At 66.7% G+C, this 17,447-nt stretch carries 11 protein-coding genes and 1 tRNA gene; 7 read left to right on the forward strand and 5 right to left on the reverse strand.

Annotation, left to right across the window (positions count from 1 at the left end):
• Positions 1–29 precede the first annotated feature (29 nt).
• Genes AC3WTC_RS13175 through AC3WTC_RS13185 form a run of 3 tightly spaced genes read right to left on the reverse strand, consistent with a single transcriptional unit; the run spans position 30 to position 3,466 of the window.
• Positions 30–1,364: a D-tagatose-bisphosphate aldolase, class II, non-catalytic subunit gene (locus AC3WTC_RS13175; protein WP_492711612.1), complete on the reverse strand. Its 1,335-nt coding sequence runs from the start codon at positions 1,362–1,364 to the stop codon at positions 30–32.
• Positions 1,365–1,380: 16 nt separating this feature from the next.
• Positions 1,381–2,319, reverse strand: a complete 939-nt coding sequence (locus tag AC3WTC_RS13180) for an ROK family protein (protein ID WP_105164825.1) — start codon at positions 2,317–2,319, stop codon at positions 1,381–1,383.
• On the reverse strand, positions 2,312–3,466 hold the full coding sequence (locus AC3WTC_RS13185; RefSeq protein ID WP_025877469.1) for an SIS domain-containing protein: 1,155 nt from the start codon (positions 3,464–3,466) through the stop codon (positions 2,312–2,314). The genes AC3WTC_RS13180 and AC3WTC_RS13185 overlap by 8 nt, the downstream gene beginning before the upstream one ends.
• A gap of 321 nt (positions 3,467–3,787) precedes the next feature.
• Here AC3WTC_RS13185 and AC3WTC_RS13190 point away from each other — a divergent pair, with 321 nt between their 5' ends.
• The 5 genes from AC3WTC_RS13190 (at position 3,788) to AC3WTC_RS13210 (ending at position 12,692) form a co-directional block, all read left to right on the forward strand.
• Positions 3,788–7,147 (forward strand): TIM-barrel domain-containing protein, encoded by a 3,360-nt coding sequence (locus AC3WTC_RS13190; protein WP_492711628.1) that lies wholly within the window; start codon positions 3,788–3,790, stop codon positions 7,145–7,147.
• Positions 7,148–7,279: 132 nt separating this feature from the next.
• Positions 7,280–10,255 carry a TonB-dependent receptor domain-containing protein gene (locus tag AC3WTC_RS13195; RefSeq protein ID WP_032976876.1) on the forward strand — a complete coding sequence of 992 codons (2,976 nt, stop codon included), beginning with the start codon at positions 7,280–7,282 and terminating at the stop codon, positions 10,253–10,255.
• A gap of 64 nt (positions 10,256–10,319) precedes the next feature.
• Positions 10,320–11,675 carry a Gfo/Idh/MocA family protein gene (locus AC3WTC_RS13200; RefSeq protein ID WP_117311663.1) on the forward strand — a complete coding sequence of 452 codons (1,356 nt, stop codon included), beginning with the start codon at positions 10,320–10,322 and terminating at the stop codon, positions 11,673–11,675.
• 139 nt (positions 11,676–11,814) lie between these two features.
• Positions 11,815–12,234: a hypothetical protein gene (locus AC3WTC_RS13205; RefSeq protein ID WP_025877461.1), complete on the forward strand. Its 420-nt coding sequence runs from the start codon at positions 11,815–11,817 to the stop codon at positions 12,232–12,234.
• Positions 12,231–12,692 (forward strand): hypothetical protein, encoded by a 462-nt coding sequence (locus AC3WTC_RS13210; protein ID WP_059065485.1) that lies wholly within the window; start codon positions 12,231–12,233, stop codon positions 12,690–12,692. Before AC3WTC_RS13205 ends, AC3WTC_RS13210 begins: the two co-directional genes overlap by 4 nt.
• A gap of 51 nt (positions 12,693–12,743) precedes the next feature.
• Here the strand turns inward: AC3WTC_RS13210 and AC3WTC_RS13215 are convergent.
• Positions 12,744–12,820: transfer RNA gene (locus AC3WTC_RS13215), tRNA-Arg, on the reverse strand.
• Positions 12,821–12,969: 149 nt separating this feature from the next.
• Here AC3WTC_RS13215 and ubiA point away from each other — a divergent pair.
• Together ubiA and AC3WTC_RS13225 are read left to right on the forward strand one after the other, a co-directional pair.
• Positions 12,970–13,863, forward strand: a complete 894-nt coding sequence (ubiA, locus tag AC3WTC_RS13220) for a 4-hydroxybenzoate octaprenyltransferase (protein WP_080149621.1) — start codon at positions 12,970–12,972, stop codon at positions 13,861–13,863.
• A gap of 175 nt (positions 13,864–14,038) precedes the next feature.
• Complete coding sequence (locus AC3WTC_RS13225; protein WP_218788155.1) at positions 14,039–15,463, forward strand: short-chain fatty acid transporter; 1,425 nt, start codon at positions 14,039–14,041, stop codon at positions 15,461–15,463.
• A 101-nt stretch (positions 15,464–15,564) separates the two neighbouring features.
• Here AC3WTC_RS13225 and AC3WTC_RS13230 read toward each other — a convergent pair whose 3' ends face one another.
• Entirely contained in the window at positions 15,565–17,229 is a 1,665-nt protein-coding gene (locus tag AC3WTC_RS13230; RefSeq protein WP_492711614.1) for an AMP-binding protein, read from the reverse strand.
• Positions 17,230–17,447 lie beyond the last annotated feature (218 nt).

Genomic DNA, 17,447 nt, shown 5'->3' on the forward strand with positions numbered 1-17,447 from the left:
ATTCTCGGTTTCGCAGGGAAAGGTAGAGATTAGCCGTTCGCAAGATCGGCGGCAGCCGGACTTGCGTTGTGCTTGCGGGTTCCAGCCTGGTTGGCGCTGCAGGCGCGGGCGTATTCGCCCAGGCACAGGCCGATGCGATGCTGCACCAGGGCGGTAGGCGTATTGGCCAGGGTGCCCTCGCGCACGGCGCGGTACTGCTCCGGCAGGTACTGGCTGAGCAGCACCAGCGGCGGCGCGTGCTGTTCCAGGTTGGCGAACAGGGTCTGTACGGCCTGCACCAGCGCCGGCTCGCCCCAGTAGTAGCGGCAGCGGTCGCTGAAGGAATAGCTGCGCAGCAGGCGCAGGGTCGCTTCGTCGCCCTGGTAGTACGACTGCCAGGACTTCGGCTGCGCCACCATCACCTCGTCCAGCACCTGCGGCAGGCGCGAGCACTGCGCGGCCGGCAGCAGCTCGGCTTCGATGGCAGCGAGTGCGAACAGCGCTTCGCGGTAGGCGAAGGTGGCCGCGGGGCCGACCTTGAGGATGGCGAAATGGTCGCGCACCAGGGCATGCAGGCCGCTTTCGCGCTGGTAGTCGGTGGAATGCGCTTCGAACACGATGCGCGGCTGCTGTTCGAGGAAGTCGGCCAGCTCGCTGGCGGCGGCCGCGTCGTACTCATGCACGCTGCTGTGGTCGAAGTCCACGCCCGGCTGCACCACCATGGCCAGCACACGCTGCCATGCATCGCGCAGCAGCGGGGTGTCGAAGGCCTGCCGGTGGATGGCCAGGGTCTGCGCAGCGGCGGCCGGGGTGGTCACCTGCAGGCCACCGGCCAGCGAGGCTTCGCCACCGGGAATCGGCACTTCGGTACCGATGACATAGACCGGCGGCGGCAGGCCGTTCTCGGCGGCGGTGCGCTCGGCGATCTCGGCCAGCTCGGCCGAACGTGCAGCAACGATGGCATCGGGCAGCGGCACCGGGTCATCGGCGCAGGACATGCTGCAGTCCAGGTGGATCTTGTGGAAACCCGCGGCGACGTAGGCCTCGATCAGCACGCGCGCATGGGTCATCGCTTCGGCGGCCGGGCGCTTCTGCCAGGCGTTCGGGCCAAGGTGGTCACCGCCGAGGATCAAGCGCTCGCGCGGGAAGCCTTCCTCATCGGCCAGGGTGCCGACGTAGTCGCGGTACTGCGGCGGGGTCATGCCGGTGTAGCCGCCGAACTGATCGACCTGGTTGGAGGTGGCTTCGATCAGCAGCACGGTATCGTGCGCCAACGCCACGTGCATGGCCGCGCGCAGCACCTGTTCGTTGCTGCAGCAGACGCTGTACAGGCCGACGTTGTGGCCGGCGCGGTGGGAGGCAAGCAGGGTCTGCAACGGGGACATGGTCAAGCTCCGGACATCAGGAAAACGAGGGTTGGCAGGCCAGCAGGGCGGCACCGCGTGCACCACCGGCATCGCCGAAGCGCGGCGGCACGATGGGCGGCACCTGCACGCCGTTGAACAGATGCGCGGCGATGGCCGCAGGCAACAGCTGGTACAGCGGTGCGTACTGGGACAGGCCGCCACCGAGCACGATCACGTGCGGGTCCAGCGCCAGCACCAGGGCGGCCAGGCTGTGGCCGAGCAGGTCGCGATGGATGTCCAGCGCCTGCCGTGCCCGCGCATCGCCGGCCTCGGCCAGGGTGACCACCACGCTGGCATCGGCAGCGCTGCCACCGAGGTGGCGCTCGATCATCGCCAGGCCACTCCCGGACACGTAGCGCTCCACGCAGCCTTGCAGGCCGCAGGCGCAATCGATGAGCGGCAGGCCATGGCGCTGCAGCAGGTGACCCGGCACGCTCCAGTGGCCCCATTCTCCGGCCAGGCCGTTGAAGCCGGACAGCAGGCGCCCCTGCAGGCAGAAGCCGCCCCCGGCACCGGTGCCGAGGATGGCGCCGAACATGCTGGGGTAGCCATCGGCGGCGCCACCGTGCGCTTCAGAGAGCGCAAAACACTGCAGGTCGTTGCCGAAATGCAGCGGGCGCTGCAGGCGTGCCTGCAGATCAGTCGCCACGCATTGACCGGTCAGCGCAGGCACATTGGCGCTGAGCTGGCGGCCGTTGCGACGATCACGCACGCCGGGCAGGGCGATGCCGATGGCTGCATCGCTGCGACCCAGCGCAGCATCGGCTTCAGCAACCAATGTCACCACCGCCTGCAGGAAGCCGTCGTAGTCGCCCTGCGGGGTAGCCACGCGGCGGCGCCAGGTGACCTGCATCGCCGCATCGCACACCACCAGCTCGATCTTGGTGCCGCCGATGTCGATGCCGTAGCAGGCGTTGGCGATCAGCTCAGCCATGGTGGATGGTGACACCCTTGACCACGCGGTTGACGGTGCCGTCCGGGAACGGATTGTCGGGGGTCAGGCCGAGTGCGGCCGAACGCTGCAGCGCGTACAGCTGCGCAAAGCCCAGCCACACCGGCGCCAGCCACGGGTCATCCAGGGCAGGCACGGTGAGGGTGTAGTCATCGTCGGCGCCGATATCCGAATGCGGGCCGATCGACAGTACCTGGCCAGCCACGCCGTCGCGGCGCAGTTCTTCCAGCAGGTCCTGCTCATAGCGGCGTGCCAGCGGCTGCACGCTGCGCAGCACGACCACCAGGGTGCTGCCGTCCAGCGTGGACTTCGGTCCATGGCGGAAGCCGAGCGGGGTGTTGGCCAGCGCCAGCACGCGGCCGGCGGTGAGCTCCAGCACCTTCAGCGCAGCCTCGCGCGCCAGGGCTTCCAGCGGGCCGCTGCCAAGGTAGATGACCCGGTTGAACGGGCGCTGCGCCAGCGCGGCCACAGCTGCATCCCATTGCGCCTGGCCTTCGCGGGCCAGACCGGCAATCTGCTGCAGGCGTGCGATGCGCGCATCCCACGGCGAACGGTCGAACACGGTCAATGCCGCCAGCAGCATGCAGGTCAGGCTGCTGGTCATGGCGAAGGCGCGGTCGCAGCTGGCCGACGGCATCAGCAGGGTGCAGGTGTCGGCACGGCCGGCGCCACGGCGGGCCAGCTCGCCCTCGGCATTGCAGGTGATGTCCAGGAAGCGCGCATCGTCCACGTCACTGCGCACGCGGTCGACGGCGGCAACGCTTTCGGGGCTGGAGCCGCTGCGGCCGAACGACACCAGCAGGGTCGGGCGATCGCGCTGCAGGTACAGCGCAGGATGGGTGAGCAGGCTGGTGGTATGCACCACGCGCACCTCGGCCGGCCACTGCGCGTTGATGGCATCGGCCACCATTTCAGCGATGAAGCCGGAACTGCCGGCGCCGGTGAACAGCACGCGCTGGTTCGGGTCGTTGAGGCTGTCGCCGAGGAAGGCCTGCAGGCGGTCGCGGGCACGCGACAGATCCTGTGCAAGGGCTTCCCACAGCGCCGGCTGCTGGGCGATTTCGGTAGCGGTATCGGCTCCGCCGCGGCGCTGCCAGGCGGACACATCGGAAAGCAGGGTGACGTCCATTCGGAGGTTCCAGTTGGGCCAGCGCACCATCTGTGTTTTCTTTCGAAATGTCAAATACCGAAAGTAAAAAGAAAGATATCGCGGTGATGACTTTCCTCGCGCGGCATCACTCTGGAAACGAAAGAAACCGCCGGATGCCGTATCGCACAATGCTTAACAGGCGGCTGCAAGCGTTTACACAAAGTATTGCACCGCAACAACTTTCGTTTCATCCAAATATATCTTCCTTTTTCCTTTCAATTTGTTGACATCTTTCGAATCGCTGCCCTAGAGTCGGCCCAACCGCTTTCGAAACGCCCGGTGAACGGGTTGGGAGTCCGTGTGGAAATCTGCGTTCGTCGTTCGCCACTGCTGCTGGCCCTGTTGCCGGCACTGCTGTCGGCGTCCCTGTCGGCCCAGGCCGCACCGGTCGGCAACCTGCGCTCGGTCAGCGCCAGTGCCAGCACCGACGGTGTAAATGGCTGGGACCTGCAGACCGACAACGGCACGCGCATCCGCATTGAACTGCCGGCCACCGACATCATCCGCGTACAGGCCGGCCGCAACGGCAAGCTGACCGGTGCCGGCGACAAGGCCGCGCCGATCGTGCTGCCGCAGCCCAAGGCCAACGTGCAGGCACAGCTGGAAGAAGACGCGCAGGAGATCCGCGTGCGTACCGCTGCACTGGTGCTGCATGTGCAACGGCAGCCGTTGCGCCTGCGCCTGGAGCGCGTGGACAACGGCCAGCCCACCGCGCTGTGGCAGGAACTGCAGCCGCTGGACCTGGATGCCGCGCAGAGCGTGCAGGTGCTGTCCTCGCAGGCCGATGAAGGCTATTACGGCGGTGGCCAGCAGAACGGCCGCTACCAGTTCAAGGGCCGCGAACTGGAGGTCTCGTACTCCGGCGGCTGGGAAGAGGGGGATCGCCCGAGCCCGGCACCGATGCTGCTGAGCAGCCGTGGCTGGGGTATGTTGCGCAATACGTGGAGCGATGGCAGCTACGACCTGCGGCAGAGCGACCAGGCCACCCTGCTGCATCGCGAAGACCGCTTCGATGCGTACTACTTCGTTGGCGCCGACCTGCCGAAGCTGATCGAGCGCTACACCCAGCTGACCGGCCGCCCGAACATGGTCGCGCGCTGGGCGCTGTCCTACGGCGATGCCGATTGCTACAACGACGGCGACAACAGCAAGAAGCCCGGCACCGTGCCCGAGGGCTGGAGCGACGGCCCGACCGGCACCACCCCCGATGTGATCAACAGCGTGGCCAAGCAGTACCGGGCCAACGACATGCCCGGCGGCTGGATCCTGCCCAACGATGGCTATGGCTGCGGCTACAAGCAGTTGCCTGAGACGGTGAAGGGCCTGGCCGGGTACGGCTTCCGCACCGGCCTGTGGACCGAGAACGGTGTCGACAAGATCGCCTGGGAAGTGGGCAAGGCCGGCAGCCGCGTGCAGAAACTGGACGTGGCCTGGACCGGCAAGGGCTACCAGTTCGCGATGGATGCCAACCGCCAGGCATTCAACGGCATCCTCGACAATTCCGATTCGCGCCCGTTCCTGTGGACGGTGATGGGCTGGGCCGGCATCCAGCGCTATGCCGTGGCCTGGACCGGCGACCAGAGCAGCAGCTGGGACTACATCCGCTGGCATGTGCCGACCCTGGTGGGTTCGGGCCTTTCCGGCATGGCCTACGCCAGCGGCGATGTGGACGCGATCTTCGGCGGCAGCGCCGAGACCTTCACCCGCGACCTGCAGTGGAAGGCGTTCACCCCGGTGCTGATGGGCATGAGCGGCTGGTCGTCGAATGCGCGCAAGCACCCGTGGTGGTACGACGAGCCCTACCGCAGCATCAACCGCGATTACCTGAAGTTGAAGATGCGCCTGACCCCGTACATGTATGGGCTGGTGCGTGAGGCTGCGCAGACCGGTGCACCGCCGGTGCGTGGCCTGATGTGGGACAACCCGCGCGATCCGCACGCGCAGGATGAAACCTACAAGTACCAGTTCCTGCTCGGCCGCGACCTGCTGGTTGCACCGGTGTACCGCAGCCAGGCAGCCAGCCGTGGTTGGCGCCGCGACATCCACCTGCCCGCCGGCGGCTGGATCGACTACTGGGATGGCCGCCGCGTGCAGGCCGCCGCCGATGGCCGCCAGCTGGACCGCCAGGTGGACCTGGCCACCCTGCCGGTGTTCGTGCGTGCCGGTGCGATCCTGCCGATGTACCCGTCGATGCTGTTCGACGGCGAGAAACCTCTCGATGAAGTGACCTTCGACCTGTACCCGCAGGGTGATTCGCAGTACACGCTGTACGAAGATGACGGCAACACCCGCCGCTACCAGCAGGGCGAATCGAGCACGCAGCGGATCAGTGTGCAGGCGCCGGCACAGGGCAGTGGCCCGGTGCAGGTGCAGATCGATGCGGTACAGGGCCAGTACAACGGCCAGCTGGCACAGCGCCGCTATGGCCTGCGCGTGCTCAGCCGACAGGCGCCGCGTGCGGTGCAGGCCGCTGGCCGCGCGCTGCCGGCGCTGGCCGACGCGACCGCATTCAACAGCGCCAGCGAGGGTTGGTACTTCGATGCCAAGGAGCGTCGCGGCACCCTGCATGTACGCACCGCGGCGCAGGACATCCGCCAGCCGCTGCAGCTGCAGCTGGACTTCGCCGTCGCCGCAGCGGCCGCCGACGATGCCTATCCGGCTGCACCGGTGCTGGGCCGCGAACTGCCGGCCGACAGCCTGCTGGTGGTCAACCGCCCGGCCGAAGAACCCGGCCATGCGCTGGAAAATGCCTTCGATGATGATCCGGCCACCTGGTTCCGCAGCGTGCGCAACCAGGCCGTGCGCACCGGTGCCCATGAGTGGGTGATCGGCTTCGGCGAACGGAAGATGATCGATGGCATCGACATCGCGCCGCGCAACGACAAGAACTGGAAGCACGGCCAGGTGCGCGACTACGAGGTGTACCTGGGCGACAGCAACGGCGAGTGGGGTGAACCGATTGCCCGCGGCCACCTGCAGCTGAAGGAAGGCACGCAGCGCATCGACTTCCCGGCCCACGCCGGCCGCCTGCTGCGCTTCCGCGTGTTGAGCGTGCAGAACCCCGAAGGTGATGGTGCCTCCAGCACCGATCCGATGGTGACCGCTGCACAGGGCAGTGCGCGTGCCTTCGACGCGCTGCAACCGCGCGACGTCGGCCCGATTGCGCTGTCCACCTTCCACATCCTCGAACACCAGGAACCGGAGCGACCGGCCCGGCAGCGCTATCTCTCCGAGCTGCCGGTGCCGGCCGCGCTGGCCAGCCAGGTGCACGCCGACAAGGCGTTCACCGGCGACGCCGGCATGCGCATGAACGGCCTGCAGTTCCGCCGCGGCCTGGGCGTGTCCGCCAACAGCCGCATCGACCTGCGCCTGCAGGGGGGATGGCGCCTGCTGCGTGCCGACCTCGGCATTGACGACGCCTGCCGCACGGCCGGTGGCCTGCAGTTCCAGGTCTGGGGCGACAACCGCCTGCTGTATGACAGCGGCCTGGTGAAGGCGCCCGGCGTGGTCAAGCCGGAGCTGGACATCCGTGGCCTTTCCACCCTGAGCCTGCGCACGCTGGGTGCGCAGGGCAGCCAACCCGCCCAGGTCTGTGCCAACTGGGCCAACGCCGTGCTGATCGGCCAGGAGGGCGACTCCGCCAGCATCGTCGCCCCATGACCGCCACGTAACACCGCTCCTCCCCCGCCCATTCCGACTACGGCTTCACCACGACGGTGGGAGCCGTGGCCCGGGAGCGTTTTGCCCGCCGATCCACCATTCGCGCCGCACCCCTGCCAGGAGAGAACCCCGATGTTGCCCGCCCGCCACCACCGCCCCCCCTGTCGTTCGATCGCACCGTTGTCGCTGGCCATCGCCGGCGTGCTGTTGTCGGTCGCCGTTCCTGCCTTCGCCCAGGAGAGCAAGGACAAGGCCACCGACCTGGCCCGCATCGAGGTCACCGGTTCCAACATCCGCCGCACCGACGTTGAAACCGCCTCGCCGGTGCAGGTGATCAGCAAGCAGGACATCCAGAACATGGGTGCGCGAACGCTGCTGCAGGTGCTCGACAACCTGCCCGCCGCCCGGCCAGCGCAGCAGGACTCGCGCTCGCTGTTCACCGGCTCCGACGGCGCTTCGCAGGCCAACCTGCGCGGCCTCGGCGCACAGGGCACGCTGGTGCTGTTGAATGGCCGTCGCCTGTCGTACTACGGCGCGCCGGCGGGCTTCCAGACCCAGTTCGTCAACATCGATGCGATTCCCGCCGCCGCCATCGAACGCATGGAAGTGCTGACCGACGGCGCCTCGGCCGTGTACGGCACCGACGCGGTGGCCGGCGTGATCAACGTGATCACCAAGCGCAACTTCCAGGGCGCGGAGATCAGCTTCACCAACGACACCTCCTCGCGCATCGATTCCTACGGCGAGCGCCAGGCCAGCATCACCGCCGGCTTCGGTGACCTCACCGAGAACCGCTTCAACATCTACGGCGCGGTGAACATGTACCGCCGCGACGCGATTCCGCTGGCCGATTTCTATGACAAGCGCCCGGACCAGTACTACGTCAACAACCCCAACTACCTGAACAACCTGCGCCTGGGCGTGGGCAGCAAGCCGGGTGAGTTCAACCCGGGCAGCTATTTCGCGTTCGATCCGGTGACCGGTCGCCGCGTGCAGGAAGCCGCGCCGGGCTGCAAGAACGTGCTGACCAGTGAAGCGGCCGGCCCGCGTTGCGTCTGGGAAACCTGGATGAACAACGAGATCGACGCGGGCGCCAAATCCGAGCGCAACACCGCCTACCTCAACGGCACCTTCCTGGTGGGCGACAGCACCGAGATCTTCGCCGAGGCCACCTATACCGATATCGACCTGCGTGCCAACGGCGGTACCCCGCGCAGCTACGGCACCACCACCGGCAACCCGACCAGCTGGTTCTCGCGCGATACCGGCAACAACGTCAACCAGTTCCTGTATCCGTTCCTGGGCCCGAACAACGAGTACAACCACGCCAGCCCTGAGCTGAAGGCCATGATGGGTGGCGTGGTCGGCCTGCAGTACCTGCTGCAGGATGCCGGCGCCAACTACTTCGGCCAGCGCAACACCGACAAGAGCTACCGGGTGCTGACCGGCGCGCGTGGCAACGTCGGTGACTGGAACTGGGAAACCGCGTTCGCCACCGCCGGCACGCACTCGACCACCTACCAGACGATCAACGTCAACGTGAAGGGCTTCGAGAAGGCCTTCGGTCCTTACAGCATCGACCCGGGCACGGGCCGTGTGATCATCTCCGATCATCCGGCGTACAAGTTCGGTGAGATCAGCGAGGCCAACGCCGCACTGATCCGCGGCGCCTTCCCGACCTTCGACATCCAGTCGTGGACGCGCCTGCATACGCTGGATGGCAAGATCGAAGGCCCGCTGTTCCAGCTGCCGGCCGGTGACATGCGCGCCGCGTTCGGTTTCAACGCCAGCCGCGAAACCTTCTACACCCCCGGCAACGCCGACGCGGCCGCCGGCCTGATCACCCAGCAGGGTGGCTCGTGGTTCGATGGCGCGCGCAACACCTATGCGCTGTTTGCTGAAACGGTGGCGCCGATCACCGAGAAGCTGGAGCTGGACGCGGCCGTGCGCGTGGACAAGTACCCGAACTTCAGCGCCAACGTCGCGCCGAAGATCGGCTTCAAGTACCAGGCGTTCGACCAGCTGATGCTGCGCGGTACCTATTCCACCGGCTTCCGCGCCCCCAGCCTGGCCGAGTCCGGCAACGGCGGCGTGTACGCGCAGCTGGGCGGCTACCGTGATGAACTGCGCTGCGCCGAGACCAACGCCATCGCCAACCTGCTGCTGAAATCGCAGCGCGGCGGCGATGTCGACCTGGGCAAGAGCCTGCTCAACGTGGACTGCAGCCGCACCGTGGCCCGCATGACCCAGCCGAACCAGAACCTGAAGCCGGAGAAGGCGAAGATCGCCACGCTGGGCTTCGTCTACGAGCCGGCCAGCTGGCTGTCGGTGTCGGCCGATTACTGGTTCATCTACCGCGACAACGAAATCGTTGCCCCGGACTACCGCCGCGCTGAAGACATCATTTCCTCGTCGCGCTCGCCGATCACCGACAGCGACCGCGCCAATCTGGCGCAGCTGGCGGCGATGTGCGCCGACCCGGCAAGCGGTGTGAGCTGCCCGGGAACGCTGCCGGGCTACTCGGCCGGCAACGTGGCCAGCGTGGTGGGCCAGTACAAGAACCGCGGCAAGACCCTGATCGATGGCTTCGACATCGATGCGCGCAGCCGTTTCTCGCTGGGTGAGTGGGGCGGGCTGAACATCGGCCTGGCCGCCACCATCGCCAACCGCAACCGCTTCTACATGGATGAACAGAACGGCTGGTACTACGGCGACGTGGTGGGCTATTACAACAACCCGCGCCTGCGTGCGACGCTGAATGCCGACTGGACCTACAAGCAGGTCACCACCAGCATGTTCGTCAACTACGTGGGCGGCACCAAGTGGGCCACCGACCAGATCGACGAAGAAAGCAACAACAAGGAAACCTGCACCGGCGGTTACCTGGCCCTGGAAAAGAGCAAGTGCGATGGTGCACCGTCGTGGTGGACCGCCAACATGAGCGTCACCTGGCGCCCGGATGACGCGTGGAACCTGAGCTTCACCGTCAAGAACCTGTTCAACCGCCTGCCGTTCTACGATCCCAACAGTTTCCTGGGTGACTCCAGTGACTACGCCACCATCTTCGGTCGTGGTTACAGTGTGACCATCGGCTACCGGTTCAAGTAATTCCGTTTGCGTGACCAGGCGCGCCGGCCCAGGCTGGCGCGCCTTCAAGAGGAGAGTGTTTGCCATGAAGCGTAGGGAATTCATCGCGGCCAGCGCCGCTGTCGCCGCCAGCAGCCTGCTGCCGCAGACCCCGGCATGGGCACGTGGCCGCAAGGTACGCCTGGCCGTGATCGGTACCGGCATGCGTGGCCTGGTGCTGCTGAAGGAACTGGTGCGCCGCGACGACGTGGAGGTCGTTGCCCTGTGCGATATCGAGCCGATCATGCTCGGCCGCGCCGTGGAGATGGTCAGCAAGGCGGGCAAGCCCGCGCCGAAGACCTACGGCCAGGACCGCGACATCAACGCGTGGAAGCGCCTGCTGGAGCAGAAGGGCATCGATGGCGTGATCATCGCCACGCCGTGGGAGTACCACGCACCGATGGCGATTGCCGCGATGCAGGCCGGCGTGGCCGTGGGCTGCGAAGTGGTGGCCGGCATCACCCTGCAGGATCACTGGGACGTGCTGAAGACCCAGCTGAGCACCGGCACCCCGTACATGCTGCTGGAGAACGTCTGTTACCGCCGTGACGTGATGGCGGCCCTGCAGATGGTGCGGCAGGGTCTGTTCGGCGAACTGGTGCACCTGCAGGCCGGTTACCAGCACGACCTGCGCGGGGTGAAGTTCAACTCCGGCGACCCGAACCAGCCCTACGACAGCGGCGTGGAATTCGGCCCCAAGGGCTGGAGCGAAGCACGTTGGCGCACCGAACACTCGGTGGAGCGCAATGGTGAGCTCTACCCCAGCCACGGCATCGGCCCGTGCGCGATGTATACCGGCATCAACCGCGGCAACCGTTTCACCCACATCAACGCATTCGCCACCAAGGCGCGTGGCCTGCACGAATACACCGTAGCCAAGAGCGGCGGCACCACCCACCCCAGCACCAGGGTGAAGTTCAAGCTCGGCGACATCGTCACCACCACGCTGGCCTGCGAGAACGGCGAGACCATCCTGCTGCAGCACGACACCTCGCTGCCGCGACCGTATTCGATGGGCTTCCGCGTGCAGGGCACCAAGGGCCTGTGGATGGACGTGAACCATTCGATCCATATCGAAGGCCGCAGCCCGCCGCACCAGTGGGAAGAGTTCAAGAAGTACCAGGACCAGTACGAACATCCGCTGTGGAAGCAGAATGCCGACACCGCTGCCAGCGCTGGCCATGGCGGCATGGACTGGTTCGTGATCCATGCGTTCGTGGAAGCGCTGAAGGCCAAGGCGCCGATGCCGATCGACATCTACGACGCAGTGACGTGGAGTGCGATTACCCCGTTGAGCGAGCAGTCGATCGCCAACAGTTTCCAGACGTTGGAGTTCCCGGATTTCACCGCGGGCCTGTGGCAGAAGCGCAAGCCGATTTTTGCGTTTGACGGAAAGTACTGAGGTCTACACCCTTCCACGCTGTGACGGAGACGCCGGGCGATGCCCGGCGTTGCTGTATGTGGCGCCCCCCTGCCAAGCCCATGTTAGGCTCGGCTTCGTGCCGGACAGTTGATGTCAATCGACAGAGAGGAGCTGCCTGATGCGCCTGCTGACCTTCACCTGTCCACTTTGCGGCGCTGCCGGGCAGCGATTCCCGCTGCTTTCCGCATCAAGACGGCAGGCGAAGACGGCATGCAGGGGATGTGGCGTGGTGCTGCGCTCGGATCCCCGTTTGGGACTGCATACGCTCTACCTGCTTTATACGCAGATCGTCGTGCTGCTGGCTGCATTGCCCATGATCTCGGCGTATGCCTCGGGCCGATGGTTCTGGCTGGCTGCGATCTGGGCCGTGGTGTTGGTGTTGTCTTGGTTCCCCGGCGTGATCAGGCACGCACGAAGTCCGATCGTGCGCGCCTGGCGCGATCCCGATTACAGCTATGCGCGCAGGCCGGGCGCCACCACTACGCGCGCCGCTGCAAACTCTGGGCAGGGTAGCGATGTGCCAGGTGCCAGCCCATGATCCGACCGATCATTCTCCTCCTGACCGCAAGCCTGGCCGCGTGTGCATCGCACCCGGCCGATGCCGTGCAGTGTCCCGAGGCCACGATCACCTACGTCGGCAGTGAAACCGTGGATGCCGTGGTCCTTGGCAGGTTCCAGATCACTACGGAGGGATCGCAGGCATTACGGCTGCCACTGGCCAGCGTGGATCGGCAGGCGCATGCACACGCGGTATCGACCGATATCCGCGACGAACACGGTCTGGCCTGGCGTCCCTTCAGTGTTGTTCTGGAAGAGCTCAAGCCGCCGGCGGCGGACCTGGTGGTTGCACGTGGTGAGATTGAAACCTTCCTGTACGACGGCAAGGGCGCCTTCCTGCCCGGTGCCGTGCAGAAAGGGCAGGAGCTTTCCATCGTCGTGCGCGATCTTCAAGGTTGCGCACATCGCTCGATGCCGTTCGCTCCTGAGCCGCGTTGACGTGGAAGCGCAAGCGAGAGGCCTGGAGTGACGGGTACGAGCAGAGAAAGATGGCGCGCCCGGAGGGATTCGAACCCCCGACCAATGGCTTCGGAAGCCACTACTCTATCCGGCTGAGCTACGAGCGCGTGGTGGAACCGCCGCGCCGTCGGCCAGGGCCGGGGCGGGCATCGCAACGCAATGAGGCGGTGCGGGATGGGCATTCTATCCAGTTTCGCCGCACAAATCTCCCCCCGCCGGCAAAGTCGGTCCGAAGGCACAGGAGTATCCTAGTGTCATGGCTGATACCCCCCTTTCCGCGCCGCATCCGGCGCCGACGCCGCGTTGGCGGCATTACTGGTCCCTGATGCGCGCCGATCGCCCGATCGGCACGCTGCTGCTGCTGTGGCCCACCTGGTGGGCGTTGTGGCTGGCCGCTGGCGGCCTGCCGCCGCTGTGGACCCTGTTCGTGTTCACCGCTGGCGTCTGGCTGACCCGCTCGGCCGGTTGCGTCATCAACGACTACGCCGACCGCTGGCTCGACCCGCACGTGGAGCGCACCAAGGCGCGACCGCTGGCGACTGGTGCGATCAGCGGCCGTGCGGCGCTGGCGCTGTTCGCGGTGCTGATGCTGGTGGCCTTCGGCCTGGTGCTGACCCTGAACGGCCTGACCATCGCCCTGAGCTTCATCGGCGTGTTCCTGGCGGCCAGCTATCCCTACCTGAAGCGCTACACCCATCTGCCGCAGGTCTACCTGGGCATGTCCTTCGGCTGGGGCATCCCGATGGCCTTCGCCGCCGTGCAGGGCGAGGTGCCGATGCTGGGCTGGCTGCTGTATGCCGGCAACATCCTGTGGTCCACCGCCTACGACACCTGGTACGCCATGGTCGACCGCGAAGACGACCTGAAGATGGGTTCGCACTCCACTGCGATCCTGTTCGGCGATCTGGACCTGGTCATCCAGGGCGTGCTGTACGCGCTGTTCCTGGCCACGATGGCGCTGGTGGGCGTGCGCGGCGGGCTGGGTGGGTACTACCTGGCCGGCGTAGCGGTGGCGACGCTGCTGGTGGTGTACGAGTTCTGGATCTGCCGCAACCGCGAGCGTGGGCCGTGCTTCAAGGCCTTCCTGCACAACAACTGGGTGGGTGCCGCGCTGTTTGCCGGTATCGCCGTGGATCTGGCGCTGCGTTGAGAAGGCCGCCGGGCATGGCCAGGCGCTACCCCGCGCCATGTGCACGGGTCGGAATCCTCGGCCGAACTGGTAGCGCCGGGCCATGCCCGGCGGGCGGTCACCTACGACCAATAGGTGGCTGACAGCCCGCACCCCACCGCCCAGAATCAGGCCATCGAACCTGGGAGGGTAGGTGATGGCCTCGACGGCAGCAGTACAGGACGGCTGGATGGCGCGCGCCGCGCTGCGCTCGGCCGCCTGGGCGGAAAAGTGGTTCCCCGATGCGTATGTATTCGCGGTGCTCGGCGTGGTCATCGTCGCGTTGGCGGCGATGGGCTTCGGCGCCACCCCGCGGGCCACCGCCAGCGCCTTCGGCGACGGCTTCTGGAGCCTGATTCCCTTCACCATGCAGATGGCCTTCGTGGTCATCGGTGGTTATGCGGTAGCCACTGCACCGGTGGTCGCGCGCTTCATCGACTACCTGGCCCGGGTGCCACGCACCGGTCGTGGTGCCGTGGTGTACGTCGGCCTGGTCAGCATGCTGGCCTCGCTGCTCAGCTGGGGCTTCTCGTTGGTGTTCGGCGGCCTGCTCGTGCGCGCGCTGGCCCGCCGCACCGAGCTGCGCATGGACTATCGGGCTGCCGGTGCCTCGGCCTACCTGGGCCTGGGCGCGGTGTGGGCGATGGGCCTGAGTTCGTCGGCGGCACAGCTGCAGGCCAACCCGGCCAGCATGCCGCCGGGGTTGGTGGAGATCACCGGCGTGCTGCCGTTCACCGAAACCATCTTCCTGTGGCAGTCGATCGCGTTGACCTCGGTGTTGATCGTGGTTTCGCTGCTGATCGCCTGGCTGACCGCGCCGGCTGCCGGCAGTGCGCGTACCGCCGAAGATTTCCCCGGCGCGGCGCAGGCCGAACCGGAGCCGCTGCAGCGCCGCACCCGTCCGGGCGAGTGGCTGGAGTACAGCCCGTTGTTGACCGTGCTGCTTTCGCTGCTGGCCTTCGGCTGGCTGTTCAACGAATTCGCCAACAAGCCCCTGGTCAGCGCGATCGCCAACCTCAACACCTACAACTTCATGTTCATCTCGCTGGGCCTGCTGCTGCACTGGCGCCCGCGCAGCTTCCTCAACGCGGTGGCCAAGGCGGTACCGAGCACCACCGGTGTGCTGATCCAGTTCCCGCTGTACGGCGGCATCGCGATGATCCTCACCCACGCTGCCGGTGGCGACGGTGAGACGCTGGCGCACCGGCTGTCGAGCCTGTTCGTGCACGTGGCCAGCACCGATACGTTCGCGCTGGTGATGGGTGTGTACTCGGCGGTGCTGGGCTTCTTCGTACCGTCCGGTGGCGGTAAGTGGATCATCGAAGCGCCCTACGTGATGCAGGCCGCGAACGAGCTGAAGGCGCACCTGGGCTGGGCGGTGCAGGTCTACAACGCGGCCGAAGCGCTGCCGAACCTGATCAATCCGTTCTGGATGCTGCCACTGCTGGGCGTGCTCGGCCTGAAGGCCCGCGACATCGTCGGCTTCACGTTCATCCAGCTGCTGGTGCACATCCCGCTGGTGCTGGGGTTGCTGTGGCTGCTGGGCATGACCCTGGCCTACGTGCCGCCGGTGATGCCGTAGCGCAAGCACGGGGTCATGTGGGGTCAGAGCCTCTGCGCTGGAGAGGATCCGACCCCGGGGGCAGATCCCTTTCGAAGGAAGGGCTCTGACCCCGGAGACCCTCAGCCAGCCGCCGCCTGCTTCTCGATCTCGGCCTTGCGCAGCAGGAAGCGCTGCAGCTTGCCGCTGGGCGTTTTCGGTAGTTCCGCGACGAACGCCACCTGGCGCGGGTACGCATGGGCGGACAGCCGGCGTCGCACATGCTGCTGCAGTTCCTGCGCCAGCGTGTCGCTGCCGCTGAACCCAGCGCGCAGGATCACGAACGCCTTGACGATCTCGGTGCGCTCTGGATCGGGTACGCCGATCACCGCCGTTTCCGCCACCGCAGGGTGTTCCATCAGCACGCTCTCCACATCGAATGGACCGATGCGATAGCCCGAGGAGGTGATCAGGTCGTCCGAGCGACCGATGAAACTGATCGAGCCGTCGTCCTCGCATTCCACCGAATCACCGGTGAGGTAGTAGCGATCGCCCAGCGCCGGTGTGTCGGCACCGTAGTAGCCGGTGAACCACATGATCGGCGACTGCTGCAGGTCCACGGCGAGGATGCCGGGCGTGCGCGGCGGCAGTTCGTTGCCGGCATCATCCAGTACCGCCACGCGGTAACCGGGCATCGCAAAGCCCGATGATCCCAGCCGCACGGCGTGGTCCAGTGCGTGGTGGTTGTTGACCACCATGCCGGTCTCGGTCTGGCCGTAGTGGTCGAGCACCGTGGTGCCCAGATGGGCGGCGAACCAACGGGCGATCTCCGGGTTCAGCGGTTCGCCGGCGCTGCTCACCACCCGCAGCTTGCCGTTGATGGCCGCACTGGCCTCGGGCCCGGCGGCGATGATCTGCCGGTACGCTGTGGGCGAGCCGGCAAGATTGGTGACACCCAGCCGCGCGACGATGTCGTTCAGCCCCTGCACGCTGAAACCGGCTTCGCTGAAGGTGGTGGCCTGGCCCAGCAGCAGCGGGCCGATCACGGCGTAATACAGCCCATAGGCCCAGCCGGGATCGGCGATGTTCCAGAACACGTCCTCTGGGCGCAGGTCCACGGCCAACTGCATGTAACTGGCGAAGGCCAGCAATGCGCGCAGCGGCACCGGCACGCCCTTGGGGCTGCCGGTGGTGCCGGAGGTGGACAGCAGTGCCATCAGCGCATCGCCGCGCAGCATCACCGGCGCGAAATCAGGTGTGGCATCGGCCGTGCGTGCGGTCCAGTCGATGTCGCCGGCACGTAGTGTCTGCTCCGGTGCCAGGAGGGTGGCGACCGGCGGGCAGCCATCGACCTCGTCCAGCTTGCTGCGGTTTGCGCTGTCGGTCACCACCAATGCGGTGCGCCCGGTTTTCAACCGTGTTTCGATGGCCTTGGGGCCGAACGCAGTGAACAGCGGCTGGTAGATCGCACCTACCCGCCAGGTGCCGAGGATGGTCGCCAGCAGGTCCGGTGTACGCGGCAGCAGGCCGGCCACCACATCGCCCTTGCCGATGCCCTGCGCGGCCAGCACCTGGGCAACACGCGCAGAGGCATCGCGCAGGTCCTCGAAGGTGTATCGATGCAGGGCACCGTGGGCGTCCACCCAGCGCAGCGCCAGCGCATTGCGGCCGCAGTGGCGGTCGCAGCACTCCACGCAGGCGTTGATGCCGGTCTGCAGGTCACCGTGCAACTGTCGCTGTCCGCGCTCGATGCTGAAATCGGCCAGTGCCTGTTCGTAGGTGGGGCGTGCTGCAGTGTCGCGGGCCATGCGCATCTCCGGGGTGACGTCACTCCGACGATAGGCGGCGGCCCTGCATGCTGCAAATGGGACCATGGGCGTAGGCCGCCGCTGCGCGCGCCGCGGCGGGCAAGAACGCTGAATGCGTTCGTTTCCGGCTGCAGCATGACGACATGCCAAACCCGCATGAATCCTTCAGTCGCTTGTGCCGCAAGGGCTGGCGCCGGTTCATTCACGCACGTACACAT

It is taken from the genome of Stenotrophomonas sp. FW305-C-20-S1, assembly GCF_058783335.1.